Genomic DNA, 16,485 nt, shown 5'->3' on the forward strand with positions numbered 1-16,485 from the left:
GGGCACCACCACGACCCCGCCCACGCCCACGACCACCACCCCGCCGGCCACCACGAGCACGCCGCCGACCCCGGCCACCCCGGCCACGCCCGGCACCCCGGCGACGTCGAGCACCGCGCCGAAGCCCGGTGAACTGGTGCTCGACCGCCCGAGCATCCAGCCCGGCGAGACGCTGTCGGCGTCCGGCCGGGGCTGCCGGCCGGGGCGGATGGTGACGCTGACGTCGGACGGCACCGAGGTCGGGTCCGCCCTCGTCGACGGCTCGGGTGCGTTCACCGCGCCGATCGAGTTCACCCGGATCGAGGCCGGGCGGCACACCGTCGTCGCCGAGTGCGGGGTGCGGCTGACCGGCGCCGTCGACCAGGTCGTCACCCGGTCGTCCGGCGGGCAGACCGGCACGCTGGTCGTCCTCGTCTTCTTCGTCCTCGCGAGCATCACGGTGATCCGCTTCCGGTGATCCCCGGTTGACATGCAACCGGGCGGCTGCCTAGCGTAAAAAGGCAGCCAACTGGCTGCCTTTAGCCGGGAAGGCGCGATGGACGAGGTGTTCAAGGCGCTGGCCGACCCCAGCCGCCGTCAGCTGCTGGACGTGCTCAACGAGCGCAACGGCCAGACCCTGCGCGAGCTGTGCGCGGGCCTGGACATGGCACGCCAGTCGGTCAGCAAGCACCTGGGCGTCCTCGAGGCGGCCGGCCTGGTCACCACGACTTGGCGCGGCCGGGAAAAGCTGCACCACCTCGACGCCGCGCCGATCAACGCGATCGCCGAACGCTGGATGACCCGCTACGACCGGCGGCGGGCCGGCGCGCTGGCCGACCTGAAACGAGCACTGGAGTCCGCACCGATGAACGAATTCGCGTACACGACCCACATCAGCACGACCCCGGAAAAGCTCTGGCAAGCGCTTACCGATCCGGCGTTCACCCGCCAGTACTGGGGCGTTTCCTTCGAAACCGACTGGAAAACGGGTTCGCCGATGACGTGGGCCGAGCGCGGTGCGAAAACGGCGGACCCGGAACAGGTCGTCCTGGAATCGGACCCGTACCGCCGGCTGTCCTACACCTGGCACACTTTCACGACGGACTGGGCGAACGCCAACGGAATCGACGCGGAAACCCTCGCGCAACTGCAGGCCGAAAGCCGCACGAAAGTGACCTTCACCCTCGAACCGCAGGGTGGAACGGTGAAGCTGACGGTCGTCCACGACGGCTTCGACGACGGCAGCAGGACCCGGGAGATGTGCAGCCAGGGCTGGCCCGCACTGCTGTCGAGCCTGAAGACGCTGCTCGAAACGGGTGTCCCCCTTCCGTGAACCCGCCAAACCGGGCGAACATCCTGAACCAGACAGAACTGGCACAGGGAAACGTCTGAATCCTCCCCCTTTCGTGGGCGCCCGGCTGAAGTCCGGGTGAATTTCCCTCCTTCGATCGGATCCGATGCGGTTTTCCGGGCGTTAGGCTCGCATAATCCGTGACCGGTGATGGTCCGATCGAGTGACGGGAGAGTGCGCGTGCCGGGGTCAGTACGTGCTCGCTGGATCGTGGGAGCCGTCGTGCTCGCCGCCGGGGCGGGGGCCGTCGTGGCGTTCCTGCCGGACAGCGCAGCCGCCGGCGACCCCGAGATCGCGGTCTCGCGCTCGGCGTGCGGCACCGGCTGGGCGGACCCGAAGCCCGGCCCGCAGACGTTCCGCCTGCACAACACCGGCTCGGTGACCGCCGAGGTCGACCTGATCGACCCGGCGACCGGCGTGATCTACGGCGAGGTCGAGGGCCTCGGCCCGGCGACAACCCGGCCGTTGCAGGTCAACCTGGGCAACGGCAGCTACGCGTTCCGCTGCCTGCCCGAGGACGCGGGCGCGATCGTCGGGCCCGCCCTGCAGGTCACCGGGGGCGCCGAGCGGACCGGGCCCGGCGTCGCGCCGGTGACGCACGACGACCTGCTCGGCCCGCTCAAGGCGTACCAGCAGCACGTCACGTCTGGCCTCGCCGAGCTGGTCGCGAACACCGGCGCGTTGAAGGACACGGTCCACGGCGGCGACCGCGCGGGGAGCCGGGCGGCCTGGCTGACCGCGCACCTGACGTACGAGCGGCTGGGCGCGGCCTACGACGCGTTCGGCGACTCCGACGGCGCGCTCAACGGAACGGCCGACGGGCTCCCCGACGGGCCGGCCGACCCGGGTTTCACCGGCTTCCACCGCCTGGAGCAGGGCCTCTGGCACGGCGAGGACCTGGGCGCGCTCGCCGCGGTCGCCGACCGGCTCGACACGGACGCCCGCGCGCTGCAGACGTCCTTCGGCACGAGCCAGGTCGACGGCAACGACCTCGGCCTGCGCGCGCACGAGATCATGGAGAACACGCTGCAGCTCGAACTGACCGGCCGCACCGACTACGGCAGCGGCACGAACCTGGCCACGGCCCGCGCGAACCTGGACGGCACCCGCGCGGTGCTGGACGTGCTGCGGCCGCTGCTGGCCCCGCGGTACCCGGATCTGTCCAAGGTGGACAGCTGGCTGAACCGCACGCAGTCCGCTTTGGACGGCGCGCACCGGCCGGACGGCACGTGGCCCCGGCCGGCGGAGCTGAGCCTGCAGCAGCGGCAGCAGGTCAATGCGGACGTGAGCGAGCTGACGGAGCTGCTGGCCCCGATCGCGGCGATCGCCGAGCCGAGGAGGGTCTCGTGACGAACTCGCCGCACGGACCAGCTTCGGGGTCCGGCCTCCCCCGCCGGTCCTTCCTCCGCCGGGCCGCCATGGGCGCCGGCCTGACCGTGGCCGCCGGGGCCGGGCTCGGGGCGTCCTCCGCCGTCACCGACAGCACCTCGGCCGTTCCCTTCCACGGCCCGCACCAGGCCGCCATCCTGCGCAAGCCGCCCACCCAGACCGTCGTCGCCTCGTTCGACGCCGTCGCCGGGTCCAAGGCCGAACTCGCCGAACTCTTCCGCGCCATCACCGACCGGGCCCGGTTCCTCACCGCCGGCGGCGCTCCCGCCGCGCTCGGCATCACCGCGCCGCCCGCCGACTCCGGGGTGCTCGGGCCCGTCGTCCCCCGCAGCGACCTCGGCGTCATCCTCGGTGTCGGCGCGAGCCTCTTCGACGACCGGTACGGGCTCGCGAAACTCAAGCCCGCCAAGCTGAAGCCGATGACGACGTTCCCGGACGACGCCCTCGACCCCGCCCAGTGCCACGGCGACCTCAGCCTGATCCTGTCCGCGAACGACACCGACACCGTCCTGCACGCGCTGCGGGACATCGCCCGCGCCACCCGCGGCGGCATGCAGCTGCGCTGGAAGCTCAACGGCTTCACCTCGCCACCGCGCCCGGACGGCACGCCGCGCAACCTGCTGGGTTTCAAGGACGGCACCTCAAACCCCACCGATTCCGAAGTGGACAGTCTGGTGTGGACGTCGGGCGAGCCCGCCTGGACCGCGGGCGGCAGCTACCAGGTCGTCCGGCTGATCCGGATGCTGGTGGAGTTCTGGGACCGGGTTTCGCTGGCCGAACAGGAGAACATGTTCGGCCGCCGCCGCGACACCGGCGCCCCGCTCGACGGCACCGCGGAGACCGACGTCCCGGGCTACGCCGACGACCCCATCGGCACCGTCATCCCGCTGACCAGCCACATCCGCAAGGCGAACCCGCGCACGCCCGAGACCGACGGCAGCCGGATCCTGCGCCGCGCGGTCAACTACGACCGCGGCATCGACAGCAACGGCAACCTGGACATGGGCCTGCTGTTCGTCTGCTACCAGCAGGACCTCGAGCGCCAGTTCGAGGCGGTCCAGACGCGGCTGGCCGGCGAACCCCTGACCGACTACATCTCCCCGTTCGGCGGCGGCTACTTCTTCGCGCTGCCGGGCGTCACCGGCCCGGACGACCACTTCGGGCGCTCCCTGCTCGCGTGAGCGAAGCCCCCACGAAAGGAATCCACTGTGGACAGAAAGACGCGCCGGCGACGGCGTGGCCTGCTCAGCGCCGGGGCCCTCGCCTCGGTCGCCGTCCTGGCCGTCGCCACCGGCTCCGCGGCGAGCACCGCGGACGCCCGGCCGCTGCACCCGTTCCCGGCGCAGTGGATCCCCACGGCGACCCCGATCAAGCACGTCGTGGTGATCTTCGGCGAGAACATCTCGTTCGACCACTACTTCGGCACCTACCCGGACGCGGCCAACACCGACGGCACGCCGTTCACCGCCGCGCACGGCACCCCGAAGGTCAACGGCCTGGACCACAAGCTGCTGACCGCCAACCCGAACGCCTACAACCCCAAGCGGCTGACCCACGAGCAGGCGCTGACCTGCGACCAGAACCACAACTACGGCGCCGAGCAGGCCGCTTTCAACGGCGGCAAGATGGACAAGTTCGTCGAGAAGACCGAGACGGACAAGTGCACCGGCCAGCCGATCCTGTTCGGCGAGCCCGGCCTGGTGATGGACTACTACGACGGCAACACCGTCACCGGCATGTGGAACTACGCCCAGCACTACGCGCTGAACGACAACTCGTTCAACACCGTGTTCGGGCCGTCCAGCCCGGGCGCGATCGACCTGATCTCGGGCAACACCCACGGCGTCCAGGCGGTCGACCCGGTGACGCACGAGCCGGTCAGCGACGCCTACGCCGTGCAGTCGCCGGACCCGAGCGGCGTCGGCACGATGATCAACGACCCGGACCCCGCGTGGGACGACTGCTCGGGCAAGAACCACACGAGCAAGGACAACCTGGCCACGATGCACGGCCGCAACATCGGTGACCTGCTCAACCAGCGCCACGTGACGTGGGGCTGGTTCCAGGGCGGCTTCCGCCCGACCGGCGAGGCCGGCGGCTACGCGGTGTGCGGCCAGAAGCACACGAACATCGGCGGCAACTCCGTCGTCGACTACAGCCCGCACCACGAGCCGTTCCAGTACTACCCGTCGACGGCGAACCCGAAGCACCTGCCGCCGTCGTCGGTGCACGCGATCGGCCAGACCGACCGCGCGAACCACCAGTACGACATTTCGGACTTCAACGACGCCCTGCAGGCCGGCTCGATGCCCGCGGTCAGCTTCCTCAAGGCGCCGGAGTACCAGGACGGCCACGCCGGCTACTCGGACCCGCTGGACGAGCAGCAGTTCGTGGTCGGCGAGATCAACAGGATCCAGCAGTCCCTCGACTGGCGCTCGACGGCGATCGTCCTGGCCTACGACGACTCGGACGGCTGGTACGACCACCAGAAGTCCCCGATCGTCAACGGCTCGCACGACGCCTCGCAGGACCAGGCGATCTGCACGGCCAAGCCGACGACGATGGGCACGTACGCGGACCGCTGCGGCTACGGCCCGCGGCTGCCGCTGCTGGTGGTTTCGCCGTTCAGCAAGGTGAACCACGTCGACCACACGCTGACGGACCAGACCTCGGTCCTGAAGTTCATCGAGGACAACTGGTTCGCCGGCCGGATCGGCGACTCGTCGTTCGACTCGCGGGCGGGGTCGCTCAACGGGATGTTCGACTTCTGGTGGCCGAAGGCGCGGAAGGTCGCGCTGGACCCGAAGACCGGTGCGGTGGCCAAGTAGCACCCCAATGTGGCGTTCGGTGCGTCAGACGCACCGAACGCCACATTGGGTGCGCTGGATGCACAGAACGCGATGAACGTATCGGTTATCTACACGCGCCCTGGCTTTCGGTGGCTGACTCTGTCCACAAGGGCCAGCCGACGCTTGAGCCTGCCGGAGACGGATCGGATCCAACATCGGTTGCGCAACGGAAGCTTTTGTTCGTCCCGAGTGAGGCGGCTGCCTGAAAACGGTCCCACGCCGTCCAAGATGCGACGCGCCAAATCAGTCAGTTACCCTCGGCTTTAGTGTGCCTTCACAACCGACTGCACAACTCACCGGCACGGGCGACGACGACTCGCAGCGCTTCAAGGTGGTTCAACAGGCGTTCCCGCTGCTCACAGCAAGTAGAACCAACGTTCGACGCGTGGCAGAGTGCATGCCGAAATAGCCGGGGCGGCACCAAGGAGCTATGATTGAAGGACTTGGAATACATTAATCACTTCGCATTACCTTCTGAAGCAATGATTCCAACTTCCGAGAATACCTCAGTTAATTGATCGACTAACCATTTCGAATCATGTGTTGCATTAACCCATTCATTCAAGAATACCTGCTTGACGTACGATTCTGGAATAAATCCTAAGTCGCCGCCAATCTGAGCGTAGACCACGTGACGATCTTGGTTCGTAAGCGCTCGTTGCCCAACAACACTGACAACGCGACCCTGCTCTTCTATTGGCAGACCCAACGCGACGGTTAGCCGTGCGGCATTCAAGTTTAGATTCGACCGCACGACCTCGAATACATACGCGTCTGGCGACGTCTCGCCGGGCAGCAGAAATACTCGCTCAGTCACTGAAAAATGCCCAGCCTGATCGCCGTCAAGAATGCAGATAGAAGGAAAGGTTTTTGCTGGATCAAGGTTTCGTTGCTTATTTACTATACGAGCATTTGCCTCTCCACCCATGCCATGTATGCGTAGGCCGTCGAGATTAACTCCCTCGCTTCGGAGCGCAGTGGCCACCATCGCCTCAGCAAAAGAGTCCTCAACGTAGATAGCGAGAACTGCATCCGTTTCGCCCGTGAGAGTTCGCAATGCGCGTATGTCCAATTTGCCCTGAAGTACTTCACCCCCATAAACAGACCATATAGCCTGATCAGGAAGAGGGTCGAGCGCGTCGTTGCTGTGAGTTGTGAAAATGACCTGCGCGCCTTTGCGTTTTGCGACGTCAAGTAGATACTCGACCATACGCCGAGTCGCCACAGGATGCAGGCCATTCTCGATCTCTTCTATCAGAATAAGGCTATTATCACTTACCCTCTCGATTCCTGAGATCATCTTGATAATCGATGCCTCACCTGCTCCGAAATGAAATTCCGAATAATTACCTGCCGGCGTCTTTGCCGTAAGCAGGGTTACCCGGCCTTTTTGGTCAAGAAAAAGGCGACTGAATCCCTCGATCTTCTTCCCTAGGATCCATTCTGCAGCCTTGACTACGTCCTGAGTAAGTTCTTCTTCGCTTTTCGCAGTAAAGCGAGGGCCCGCGGCTATTCGAAGTTCTAGTCGTTCGCTTGCAGGAACCGTCCTCGTAACTCCAAATACCAAAACGTCTCGCGCCAAAGCGTCGCGGTTCCACTTAGCTTGCCGGAAGCTTGCAGTACGCTGGGTGGTGGATTGCTGCAATCCCTTGTCAATCAGATCGTACTCAATGCGCCAGTTAAGCATGCTGGCGTCATATTTTGCACTTTTAGCGAAGAATCGCCTTGGTTGAACGTCCTTGTATATGAGTCCAGCTGCACCGAGAACGGTCGTCTTCCCGGCCCCATTTGGCCCCACCAGAGCTGTTACGGGAAAGTCGAAAGACACTTCGCGGTCCTCGAAGGCTCGCACCTTCTTGAGTCGAATCCGTCGGACGTACTTATTGTACGCGCTCTTCGTAACACGCTCAGCCAAAGCTTGAATGTCACCGTCACGAATGTCGCCACGATAGCCGTCCGCTGCAGTCATGCTGGCACGCTAACACCGGCGTCGTATAGGTGCATCTTCTCGCCCAAGTCGATACATTCACTTGCTTGATCAGCATCTGAACCGATACTTACTTCGCGTAACACGGCCATGGTCACTCACGATAGGTCTGTACGCGAAGATAAGCGTTGTAGGAGACGTTCAGTGAGCGATAGGGTCTGCGGCAACCGGTGCGGCAGGGTGGGTTGATGGGCCTGAAGGCGCCGAACGACGAGCGGTGGGACAACCCGCCTGTATGCCGCACCCGCACCCGCCCGATTCTCGGACCCGACCGCGTGAACGGCCGCTCCCGGCCCTCACAAAGGGACGCAGCACTCCCATGGCGCCTGCCCGTCCAACAGGTCCAGCCCGAGCACGTCGCGACCCGCTCGATCAACTTGGATGTATCGGCGTGCTGGTCCTTCATCTTCTCCAGCTCATCCGTCTCCGGAACTTTCGACAGACGGCCGTGGGGAGTCTAGAACCAACGGCCACCTACCTGACCACCAGCAACCCTGTCGTCGTCCGCCTTGACGTCGACAGAAGGTGGGACGGAATGGGCGGTGAACGCCTCCTTACCACTCACGACTGGCCGTCAGCGTGCGTCCGGGACCGGGTCCAAGTCCCAGGCCAGGGTCACGACCGTGCCCGAGTCGCCCGGTGAGATGTCCGCCCGGTCGGCGCTCGCCCGTAGCAGCAGCAAACCGCGGCCCCGCAACGAGACCGGCTGGGTGTCCGGTACCGGGGCGCGCCACTGGCCGTGGTCGGTGATCACCACCTCGACCCGGTCCGGGAACACCGACGCGTCGACGTCGACTTGCCCGTCCCCCGAACCGTCGTAGGCGTGGTCGGCCACGTTCGCCAGGGCCTCGTAGCTGGCCAGCACGATGTCGCCGGCCCGGGCTTCGTCGACGCCGGCCGCCAGTACCCACGCCATGAGCTCGTGACGCAGGCGGCGGAGGGCGTCCGGGACCGCGGGCACGCCGTGGCAACGGAACGGTTCCTGCATCCGCGTTCGCCTCATTCGAGTGCTTCGTCGACCGTTGCGTGGAGGCCGATCCACGTGTCGAGGCCGGTCGTCTTCAGCGGTCCGGACGTCACCGCGGAGTCGCTCACCACCCGCAGCGCGCGCTCGGCCAGCCGGCGGTGGGCGGCCGCGAGCACCTGCAGGCCCGCCGAGCAGAAGAACGTGACCTCGCGCAGGTCGACCACCAGCTTCTCCGGTCCGCCGGCCAGCACCACGTCGACGACCTCCCCGAACTCCGGCGCGCTGACCAGGTCGATTTCCCCCGCCACGGCCAGCACCGCGGTCCGGCCGCGCCAGTCCAGGGTGACCGCCAGTTCGGTGGCGGGGAGGTCGGGCGTCGAAGGGGGCACGGCCACCCATCGTGCCCCACTCACCGCCAAACGGCTACCGGTGGGGCAGCTGGACCACGGTGACCCAGAAATCGTCGATCTTCCGGACCACTTCGACGAACTTCTCGAAGTCGACCGGCTTGGTGACGTAGGCGTTGGCGTGCAGCTCGTAGCTGCGCAGGATGTCCTCCTCCGCCTCCGACGTCGTCAGCACGACCACCGGGATCGTGCGCAGCGCGGGATCCTCCTTGATCTCGCCGAGCAGCTCCCGGCCGTCCTTGCGGGGCAGGTTGAGGTCGAGCAGGATCAGCCCCGGCCGCGGGGAGTCCCGGAACGGCCCTTCGCGGTGCAGGAACCGGAGCGCCTCGACGCCGTCCTCCGCGACGTGCAGCGGGTTGCGGATCTTGTGGTGCGCGAACGCTTCCCGGGTCATCAGCACGTCCCCGGGGTCGTCCTCGACGAGCAGGATGTCGATCGGTACGGGCGCCTGCGTCATGCGGTCCCCTTGTCCTCGCGGGCGGGCAGGGTGAAGCGGAAGGTCGTGTCCGCGGCTTCCGTGTCGAGCCAGATCCGGCCGCCGTGGTGCTCGACGATCCGGCGGCACAGGGCCAGGCCGATGCCGGTGCCCGGGTACGCCGACCGCGTGTGCAGCCGCTGGAACAGCGCGAACACCCGTTCGGCGTACTCCGCGTCGATGCCGATCCCGTTGTCCGCCACCGAGAACACCCAGTCGCCGCCGTCGCGTTCCGCGGTGACCCGCACCTCCGGCGGCGTCTCGCCCTTGAACTTCAGCGCGTTGCCGATCAGGTTCTGGAACACCGCCGTCATCAGCGCCGGCTCGACGCGCACCTCGGGCAGCTCGCCGCGGGTGACCTTGCCCCCGCTCAGCGACAGCGCCACCTCCAGGTTCGCGAGCGCGTCGTCGACCAGCGCACCCGCGTCGGCCACCACCTGCTCGCCCGGTTTCCGGCCGACCCGGGAGAACGCGAGCAGGTCGTTGATCAGCACCTGCATCCGCTTCGCGCCGTCGACGGCGTACTCGATGTACTGCTCGCCGCGCTCGTCGAGCAGGCCCTGGTAGCGCCGCTGGAGCAGCTGGCAGAAGCTCGCCACCTTCCGCAGCGGCTCCTGCAGGTCGTGCGAAGCGACGTACGCGAACTGCTCCAGGTCGGCGTTGGACCGCTCGAGCTCTCGCGTCCGGCGGTCCAGCATCGCGTTGGACTCCTCCGCCTCACGCGTCCGCCGGTCCAGCATCGCGTTGGACTCCTCCGCCTCACGCGTCCGCCGGTCGAGCAGCGCGTGCGCCCGTTCGAGCTCGGCGACCTCGTCGAGGATGCGCTGCCGCATCGCCTCGACGTCGGCGCCGAGCTGGGCGATCTCACGCGGGCCGCTGCCGTGCACCGGGTGGTGGATGTCGGCGTCGGCGACCTGGCGGACCTCGCCGGCCAGCCGCAGGATCGGCCGGGTGATCACCCGCCGCAGCCCGACGAACAGCATGGCGAACAACAGCAGGACCAAGCCGCCGATGACCACGAACATCGCGTTGAGGAACTTCGCCGCCGCGTCCAGGTCGGCGCGGCCGGCGTCGCGGATCGCGGCGAGGTGGTCGAGCTGCGTGTCGAGGGCCTTGCGGACGTCGACGAACAGCGCCCGGCCGCGCTCGACCTCGGCCGCGGTGACCGGCGGCGCGCCGGGGGCGACGGTCGGCGCGGCCGCGGCCTGCCAGGCGCCGGCCGCGCGGAGGACGGCCGCGAGGTCGTCGCCGATCCGGGTGCCCGGGGCCGCGCCGAGCTGCCGCAGCTGGGTGACGGCGTCGGCCTGCGCGCGGACGCCGTCGGTGTAGGGGACGAGGAACTCCGGCTGCCGGCCGAGCTGGTAGCCGCGGACGCCGCTCTCCTGGTTCAGCAGCGCGGTCGACAGCTGGGTCGCGGCCAGCCGCTGCGGCGCGATCACGTCGAGCAGGCGGGTGCGGGCCTCGGTCAGGTCGTGCAGGGCGATCCCGCCGGCGATCAGGGCGCCGACCAGCAGCACCGCTTCGACGGCGGCGAGGATGGCCAGGCGGCGGCGGATCGGCCAGCCGCGTGCGTCACCGCTCATCGGCCGTGTCTCCCGGGTCGTGGCTGAGCAGGGCGAGGGCGACGTCGTCGTCGAGCGGGCCGGAGTTGAGCCGTTCGGCGCGGGCGATCAGCTCGTCGAGCAGGGCCCGGTTGTGGATGCCGGTCTGCTGCTTGATGTCGAGCACGATCGCGGCCATCCGCTCGTGGCCCAGCCGCTCGGACCCGGCCCCGACGCGGCCCTCGAACACGCCGTCGGTGTACAGCAGCAGCGACCACCCCGGCTCCAGCGGCACGTCCAGTGCGTCCCACTTGGCGCCCTCGACGACGCCGAGCGGGACGCCGAGGCGTTCCCCGGAGAGCAGGTGCCCGTCCCCCGGTGTGAGCAGCAGCGGCGGCAGGTGCCCGGCCAGCGACAGCCGCAGGGATCTTCGGTCCGGCGCGACGACGACCATGCAGACGGTGGCGAACAGCGGCTCGATCCGCTCGTGCACCAGTACCCGCTCGACCATGCTCAGCACGTCGGCCATCGGCAGGCCGGCCATCACCAGCGAGCGCCACGCGATCCGCAGCGCGACGCCGAGCGCGGCCTCGTCCGGGCCGTGCCCGCAGACGTCGCCGATCATCATGTGCACCGTGCCGTCGGCGAGCTCGATCGCGTCGTAGAAGTCGCCGCCCAGCAGCGAACCGTTGCGGCCGGGCCGGTAGCGGGCGGCGAGGTCGAGGTGCGGGTCGCGCAGCAGCGGGCTGGGCAGCAGGCCGCGTTCGAGCCGCGCGTTCTCCCGCGCGAGCAGCTGCTGCTGGAGGAACTGCTGCTCGACCTGCTCGGCGCGCTTGCGTTCGCGGGCGAACCGCAGCGCCTTCACCAGCAGCGGGCCGTCGACCTGGTCCTTGACGAGGTAGTCCTGCGCACCGGCGGCGACCGCGGCGACGCCGGTGGCCTGGTCGTGCTGCCCGGTCAGGACGACCACCGCGACGCCGGGCGCGTGCTGGCCGAGCTTGGTCAGGCCGGACAGCCCCATGGCGTCGGGCAGCTGCAGGTCGAGCACGACGCAGTCGGCGGTGAGCGGGCCGCTCAGCGCGGCGGCGAGCGTCTCGACGCGTTCGAGCGAATGCGGCGTGGCCGTGTCCGCCAGCATCTCCTCGACCAGCAGCGCGTCGCCGTCGTCGTCCTCGATCAGGAGCACCCGCAGGCGTGTGCGGGGATCCCACGATGAGTCGAGCGCGGCGGTCACCGGCGTCTCCCGTTCGGCTGCTCTTGCGCCAGCACTTCCAGACGATCAACCCTAGCGGCACCGGCGGCGGCCGCCTACGGCCGTGGAACCGGTCCCACCGGGGTAGCGTTTTATAGCACCCCGGTGGGACACCGGGTCGATAACGGTTCGGGTCACGGCCGTGCCGGAAGCCGGCGTCCCGTGCCTACGCTGCCCGGATGGCCCCGTCCGCCGCCCTCGCCTGGTGGGGTGCGACGGCGTGCTGGTTCCTCGGGACGCTGGCCGGGCGGCTGACCGGCAGCCACACCGCGATCACCGGAGCCGTTCCGCTCCCGGTCGCCGTGCTCCTGTTCGCCGGCTGCGCCGCGCTCTGGGCGTTGCTCGTGTACGCCGCGTACCGGCGTGTCAAGGGCGCCCACCCGGTGCTCGCGGTGGCCGGCGGGCTCGGCGTCGTGGATCTCGTGGTGCAGCTCGTCGGGGACGTCGTGACGCGCAACTTCGTGCACGGCGGGTTCTTCCTGGCCGCACTGGTCCTGGCCGGCGCCGGGTTCACGCGGATGTTCCGGCCCCGGTGAGCGTCAGAAGAGGGGCCGTCCGCTGTTCTTCGCGGCAACGTACGCCTGCCAGTCGCCGGTGACCTGGTCGGCGTAGCCCGTCGCGAAGGCCCGCGTCTCGGCCTGCAGCCCGGAGACCGACGTGATGGCGCCGTCGATCGCCGCGTCCGCCGAGTACGCGAGCCCGGTGCCGGGGATGTCCTGGTCGGCGCGGGCGTGCGCGGCGGCGAGCAGCCGGCCGACGTCCCGGACGGTGTCGTCCCGGATCGCCGACGTCGTCAGGTCACCGATCTTCAGGTCCTCGGCGAACGGCGACTTCTCCTTCACCAGTACCGGCGTGCTGCCGACGCTCGCCCAGCCGGCGAGGGGGTCCGACTGGGCGGCCAGCCACCGCAGGGCCAGCGCCGGGCGCTGCCCGCCGGTCAGCGTCGTGGCGTTCGGCGCGAGCGGTTCCGGCGCCGGGCCGACCTCCTGCTTGAGCTCCAGGATCCGGTCGTCGGAGCTCGCCGTCGTGGCCCCCTCGACCAGCACGTACCAGCGGAACCGGCCCAGGCTGCCGGTGCCCGCGCCGGTGCGGCGGCGGACGTCCTTCACGACGGCTTCGGCCGCCTTCAGCGGCTTGCCCGCGGTCGTCCGGTAGGCCGCGACCGCGTCGGTGAGCTGGGTGCGCGTCGCCGCGGACACGGTCTGCAGCTGCGGATCGCTCGTGAAGTGGCCGCCGGTGGTCCACTTCGCGAGCAGGTCGGCCCGCTTGTCGCCGGCGGACTCGTCGATCAGGTCCCCGACCAGGTCGGAGGTGTTGGCCGCGGTCAGCCGCCAGCTCGCTTCGTCGTCCGTCCCGTGGAACTTCGCGATCCACTGGGCGTACTCGGCGACGAACGTGTCGACGTCGCCGGCGATCCGGCTCGCGCTGCGGCCACCGGCCCGGCCGGCGAGCACGATCGACACGGCTTCGCGGCGCAGTTCCCACGTCCACGACCCGCGCCAGGCGTCGTCGGTGTCGGTGATGGCGAACTGCTCCTCGTTGTCCGCGCCGCGGTCCGCGCCGGTGTTCTCCAGGTGCGCGTCGCCGGTCAGCCACACGTCACCGCCCGCCGTGGCGTAGGCGGACGGCGGCAGTTCGCCGAGATCGCGGTAGTACAGCGGCGAAGTGCCCCGGAAGAACGCCCACGCGTTCGACGCCAGCGTCTGCGTCCGCAGCGTCAGCTCGTCGTCGGTCGCGCCGCCGTTGAGGAGGTGCAACGCGTGGTCCCGGTCGTGGATCACCACCACCGGGTCCCGGCTCAGGCCGGCCGCCTCCCCGGGCGCGGCGGTGGCGAGCAGCGTGACAACGACCAGAGTCCCCACAGTGGTTCGGCGCATTCCCCCACGTATACCCGGATCGGGTGAGCGGCAGTCAGCGCGCAGTCAACGTCAGGGCGAACGTGTTCCCCTCGCCCTGCACCAAAGAACTCAGGTACGCGGTGAACGCGCCACAGCCGGTCAGCGGCGGGATCGTGTACGTCCCGCTCACCGGACCGCCCGACGCGAGCGCGAACCCGGTGCCCGTCGTCAGGTCGACCGGGACCGGCGCGCTCGCCCGGCAACCGGCGTCGCCGACCGGGAGCCCGAAGAGCGTCACCTGCGGCACGGCCAGCGCCAGCTTCGCGTGCGCGACGAACCCGCCGTCACGCAGTTCGCCGGTCTGCGGGCCGTCCGGGGTGAACTGCAGGTCGGCCGTCCCGGGCACGAACCCGAGCACCTTGAACTCCGCCCGCGTCCGGTCGAACGCCGGGCCGAACGCCGGCACGGCGAACGACCCGGTCACCGGCGCGGTCGCCGCCAGTGTCTTCAACGTCGTCGAGCCGGTCACGCCGTAGTCGTGGGAAGCCGTGCCGCCCAGGTCGAACGAAAGCAGCACCGGGTCCTGCCCCGGGTCGAGCGTGCAGTCCGAGGTGAACGAGCCGAGCCCGGTGTACGAGCCGTCCGCCTTCTTCGGCGTGAGGCGGGTGCTGAAGTTCCCGATCGTCAGCGTCGTCCGGCCGGCGTTCGGCAGCCGGACCGGCGGGACCGAGCCGGCCGCGTTCGTGGTGAACGGCCCCGACGCGGGCACCGCCGTCTTCGCCACCGTCAGCGGCAGGCTCAGCGGGAGCGTCAGCGAGCCGTTGGCCAGCGTCACCCCTGCGGACGCCGTCCCCTCGATGCTCGCCGCGCCGACCAGGGCCAGGCCGCGGGCGGACTTGTCGGGCACGGTCACCGCCACCGCGAGGTCCCCGGTCGTGAACGTGCCGCCGGGCGCGGACGGCACCGTGAACGACGCCTTGATCTCCACGTCCAGCTTCTGCAGCCCGATCAACGGGAACGGGCAGGTGAAACCCAGCTTCTTGGCGATCGGCGTCGACGCCGCCGCGGGCGTGGCGACGGCGAGAGCGAGCACGCAGGCGGCGAGCAACGACCGGGCGATCCGCACGGGCGCTCCCCTTTCTCGAGACGTGGCACCGGCCCCCGCCGCGGCACAGTCGGCGCGCAGCGGGGGCCGGCAGTTCGGGTCACTTCTTGGTGAGGTTCAGGTCCAGCGAGTTGCCGTCGCTCTTGGCGAAGGCGCTGATGATGTCGTTGAGCGAACCGCAGTTCTGCAGCGCGGACAGCGAGTAGGTACCCGACAGCTTGCCGCCCTTGAGCAGGTCGAAGTCGGGGCCGGTGGTCATCTCGCTGGTCGAGGAGCTGACCGTGCCGCACTTCGGGTCGGTGCTGATCGGGATGCCGAACAGGTTGACCGTGGTGAGGAACGTGTCGAACTTGATGTGCGCCTTGAAGCCGGTGCCGACGAGCTCACCGGTCTGCGGGCCGTTCTGCACGACCTTGACGTCCGAGCTGCCCTGCAGGAAGCCGAACAGCTTGAAGTCGGTGTGCGTCGGGTTCAGCTGCAGGCTGCCGGTGAACTTCTTGTTGGCCAGGTCCACGTCGGCGTCGAACGAGCCGGTGATCGGCGCGGTGCTGCCGAGCGACTTGAGCGCGGTCTGCCCGGTGATGCCGAAGGAGTACTTGATGCCCCCGCCCGGCGGCGTGGTCGTGGGCGGGGTCGTCACCGGCGGCGTGGTCGTCGGCGGCGTGGTGACCGGCGGGGTCGTGGTGGGCGGGGTGGTCGTCCCGCCACCACCGTTGATGGTGATCGTGGCGAGGGTGTTGTTCTGCCCGCTGTCCTGCGTGCAGGGCGCGTCGATCGTGCCGTCCGGCGTGATGCCGGTGACCGAGCCGTCGGCCTTGCGCGGGGTGACCTTGAGGTTGAGGTCGCCGACGGTGATCTTCGCCTGGCCGGCCTGGGTGAACGTCAGCGACGGCGTCTTGCCGGCGGCGTTGATGTTCATCTCTCCCGAAGCCGGGATGTTCGTCTTGTCCAGCGTGATCGGGACGCTGACCGGCAGGTTGAGGCTCGGCGCGGCCACGGTCGCGCTCGCGGTGGCGGTGCCTTCCAGGGTCGTGGCGCCGATCAGGCTGAGGCCGCTGACGGTGTCCGCGTTGATGGTGGACACGGCCTTGATGTCGAACGCGCCGGTGGGCTGCCCGGTGTTCACCGTGGCCGGCAGGTCGGTGTTGATCACCACCTTCAGCGACTGCGAACCCACCAGCGGGAACGTGCAGTGGTAGTTCAGCGTCAGCGAAATCGGGTCGGCGGCGCTGGCCTGCGCCCCGGCGACGAGCGCGGTGGCGATGAGCCCGACCGCCGCCGCGGCCGCGGCGGCCGCAACCGTCTTCTTCTTGCCTGTTGGGTGACTCACGATGGTCCTTCCGTG

Annotated in this window: 15 protein-coding genes; 6 read left to right on the forward strand and 9 right to left on the reverse strand. The window is 69.0% G+C overall.

The window, feature by feature from the left end; all coding sequences use genetic code 11:
• From C2L59_RS49115 to C2L59_RS19450, 5 genes are all read left to right on the forward strand, one after another.
• On the forward strand, positions 1-457 hold a 457-nt coding region (locus C2L59_RS49115), incomplete at its 5' end, for a hypothetical protein (protein WP_233223589.1).
• A gap of 78 nt (positions 458-535) precedes the next feature.
• Positions 536-1,312: a metalloregulator ArsR/SmtB family transcription factor gene (locus C2L59_RS19435; protein ID WP_103350920.1), complete on the forward strand. Its 777-nt coding sequence runs from the start codon at positions 536-538 to the stop codon at positions 1,310-1,312.
• Positions 1,313-1,480: 168 nt separating this feature from the next.
• The gene (locus C2L59_RS19440) at positions 1,481-2,680 is read left to right on the forward strand and encodes an EfeM/EfeO family lipoprotein (RefSeq protein ID WP_103350954.1); all 1,200 of its coding nucleotides are present in this window, start codon (positions 1,481-1,483) and stop codon (positions 2,678-2,680) included.
• Positions 2,677-3,900: a Dyp-type peroxidase gene (locus tag C2L59_RS19445; RefSeq protein WP_103350921.1), complete on the forward strand. Its 1,224-nt coding sequence runs from the start codon at positions 2,677-2,679 to the stop codon at positions 3,898-3,900. Before C2L59_RS19440 ends, C2L59_RS19445 begins: the two co-directional genes overlap by 4 nt.
• Positions 3,901-3,927: 27 nt before the next feature.
• Positions 3,928-5,547 (forward strand): phospholipase C, encoded by a 1,620-nt coding sequence (locus C2L59_RS19450; RefSeq protein ID WP_103350922.1) that lies wholly within the window; start codon positions 3,928-3,930, stop codon positions 5,545-5,547.
• A 478-nt stretch (positions 5,548-6,025) separates the two neighbouring features.
• Here the strand turns inward: C2L59_RS19450 and C2L59_RS19455 are convergent, their stop codons facing one another.
• The 6 genes from C2L59_RS19455 to C2L59_RS19480 all read right to left on the reverse strand — a co-directional run bounded on the left by C2L59_RS19455 (position 6,026) and on the right by C2L59_RS19480 (position 12,179).
• On the reverse strand, positions 6,026-7,537 hold the full coding sequence (locus C2L59_RS19455) for an ATP-dependent endonuclease (RefSeq protein ID WP_103350923.1): 1,512 nt from the start codon (positions 7,535-7,537) through the stop codon (positions 6,026-6,028).
• A 592-nt stretch (positions 7,538-8,129) separates the two neighbouring features.
• On the reverse strand, positions 8,130-8,543 hold the full coding sequence (locus tag C2L59_RS19460) for an ATP-binding protein (RefSeq protein WP_199199153.1): 414 nt from the start codon (positions 8,541-8,543) through the stop codon (positions 8,130-8,132).
• Positions 8,544-8,554: 11 nt separating this feature from the next.
• A complete protein-coding gene (locus tag C2L59_RS19465; protein WP_103350955.1) occupies positions 8,555-8,911 on the reverse strand; it encodes an STAS domain-containing protein in 357 nt (118 codons plus the stop codon).
• Positions 8,912-8,945: 34 nt separating this feature from the next.
• Positions 8,946-9,386, reverse strand: a complete 441-nt coding sequence (locus tag C2L59_RS19470; RefSeq protein WP_103350925.1) for a response regulator — start codon at positions 9,384-9,386, stop codon at positions 8,946-8,948.
• Positions 9,383-10,987 (reverse strand): ATP-binding protein, encoded by a 1,605-nt coding sequence (locus C2L59_RS19475; RefSeq protein WP_103350926.1) that lies wholly within the window; start codon positions 10,985-10,987, stop codon positions 9,383-9,385. The genes C2L59_RS19470 and C2L59_RS19475 overlap by 4 nt, the downstream gene beginning before the upstream one ends.
• Entirely contained in the window at positions 10,977-12,179 is a 1,203-nt protein-coding gene (locus C2L59_RS19480) for a PP2C family protein-serine/threonine phosphatase (RefSeq protein ID WP_103350927.1), read from the reverse strand. Before C2L59_RS19480 ends, C2L59_RS19475 begins: the two co-directional genes overlap by 11 nt.
• Positions 12,180-12,376: 197 nt before the next feature.
• Between C2L59_RS19480 and C2L59_RS19485 the strand changes: the two genes are divergently transcribed.
• Positions 12,377-12,733, forward strand: coding sequence for a hypothetical protein (locus tag C2L59_RS19485; protein ID WP_103350928.1), 357 nt, complete (start codon positions 12,377-12,379; stop codon positions 12,731-12,733).
• 3 nt (positions 12,734-12,736) lie between these two features.
• On the opposite strand, the gene C2L59_RS19490 is transcribed toward C2L59_RS19485, so the two are convergent.
• From C2L59_RS19490 to C2L59_RS19500, 3 genes are all read right to left on the reverse strand, one after another.
• Positions 12,737-14,074, reverse strand: coding sequence for a DUF2252 family protein (locus C2L59_RS19490; protein WP_233223591.1), 1,338 nt, complete (start codon positions 14,072-14,074; stop codon positions 12,737-12,739).
• Positions 14,075-14,108: 34 nt separating this feature from the next.
• A complete protein-coding gene (locus tag C2L59_RS19495; protein ID WP_103350930.1) occupies positions 14,109-15,161 on the reverse strand; it encodes a DUF6801 domain-containing protein in 1,053 nt (350 codons plus the stop codon).
• 79 nt (positions 15,162-15,240) lie between these two features.
• Positions 15,241-16,470 (reverse strand): DUF6801 domain-containing protein, encoded by a 1,230-nt coding sequence (locus C2L59_RS19500; protein WP_103350931.1) that lies wholly within the window; start codon positions 16,468-16,470, stop codon positions 15,241-15,243.
• Positions 16,471-16,485: the final 15 nt, after the last annotated feature.

This window comes from Amycolatopsis sp. CA-128772 (assembly GCF_002904295.1).
Lineage (GTDB): Bacteria > Actinomycetota > Actinomycetes > Mycobacteriales > Pseudonocardiaceae > Amycolatopsis.